The organism is Segeticoccus rhizosphaerae (assembly GCF_005222685.1).
GTDB classification, from domain to species: Bacteria; Actinomycetota; Actinomycetes; order Actinomycetales; family Dermatophilaceae; genus Segeticoccus; species Segeticoccus rhizosphaerae.
On record NZ_SWMA01000092.1, the window covers coordinates 1 to 1,485 of the forward strand.

Genomic DNA, 1,485 nt, shown 5'->3' on the forward strand with positions numbered 1-1,485 from the left:
GGCCAGCGGGTGTACTCGTCCAGCGGCTCGTGCGCCTCGAAGAACTTCCCGTCGGCGGTGCGCACGATCCGACCGGTTTCGCGCCCGTGCAGCACCAGCTCGCGGTCGCGCCGCTGCAGGCTCAGGCAGACGCGTTTGGTCACCCAGAACGCGATCGGCGGGCCGACGATCACCAGCACGCGGATGATGTTGGTGATGTCGTTGATCGACAGTTGGAGCTTGTCGGCGAGGATGTCGTTGCTCCCGCCGAGGACCAGGAGCACGTAGAACGTGATGGCCATGACGCCGAGACCGGTCCGGGTGGGGGCGTTGCGCGGGCGGTCCAGGACGTGGTGCTCCCGCTCGTCGCCGGTCACGTGCTTCTCGATGAAGGGATAGATGCCGGCGATGGTGAAGAGCGCACCCAGCAGCGCGACTCCCGGGATGAACACGTTGAGGGACAGGGTGATGCCCCAGAAGGCGAACTCGATAGGTGGCATCAGGCGCAGCGCGCCCTCGGCGAAGAGCATGTACCAGTCGGGTTGTGAGCCGGCGCTGATCTGGGTGGGGGAGTAGGGCCCGTAGGACCAGATCGGGTTGATCGTCACCAGCGCCGCGAGCAGGGCCGTCACCCCGAAGACGATGAAGAAGAAGCCGCCCGCCTTGGCGGTGTAGACCGGCATCAACGGGTAGCCCACCACGTTCCTGTTGGTGCGGCCCGGTCCGGGGTACTGGGTGTGCTTTTGCACCATGACCAACAGGATGTGCGCCGTGAACAGACCGACGATGATCGCCGGCAGCAGCAGGATGTGGATCATGTAGAGCCGCGGGACGATGTCCTCACCCGGGAACGGCCCACCGAACAGCAGGAACGGCACGTAGCTGCCGATCACCGGGATGGACTGCATGAACCCCTCGGCGATGCGCAGGCCGGTGCCGGAGAGCAGGTCGTCCGGCAGCGAGTACCCGGCGAAGCCCTCCATCGTGGCCATGAACGCCAGGCTGACGCCGATGACCCAGTTCAGCTCACGGGGCTTGCGGAACGCGCCGGTGAAGAAGACCCGGAACATGTGCACCGTGATCGCCACCAGGAACAGCAGCGCCGACCAGTGGTGGATCTGCCGGATCAGCAGGCCCCCACGGATGTCGAAGGAGATGTCCAGCGTGGAGCGGTAGGCCTCGCTCATCTGGATGTCCTGCAACGGGGCGTAGGACCCGTGGTAGGTGACCTCGTGCATGCTGGGCACGAACCAGAAGGACAGGAACGTCCCGGTGACCAGCAGGATGATCAGCGAGTACATCGCGATCTCACCGAGCATGAACGACCAGTGGTCGGGGAAGACCTTCTGCATCAGGTGCCGGACACCCTTGGCCCCGCCCGTGCGGTCATCGAACCAACCGGCTACACCGCCCAGTCTGGCCGCGGGACCACCCGCAGCCGGCCGGGCCGCTTGGTCACTGGCGCGCAGCCCTGCCGCGCCCTTGGGAATGCTCGAGGTGCTCATC

General features: G+C 66.0%; 1 protein-coding gene. It reads right to left on the reverse strand.

The window, feature by feature from the left end:
- A partial coding sequence (qcrB, locus tag FCN22_RS21425; RefSeq protein ID WP_137123591.1) for a cytochrome bc1 complex cytochrome b subunit occupies positions 1-1,484 on the reverse strand: 1,484 nt, incomplete at its 3' end.
- Position 1,485 lies beyond the last annotated feature (1 nt).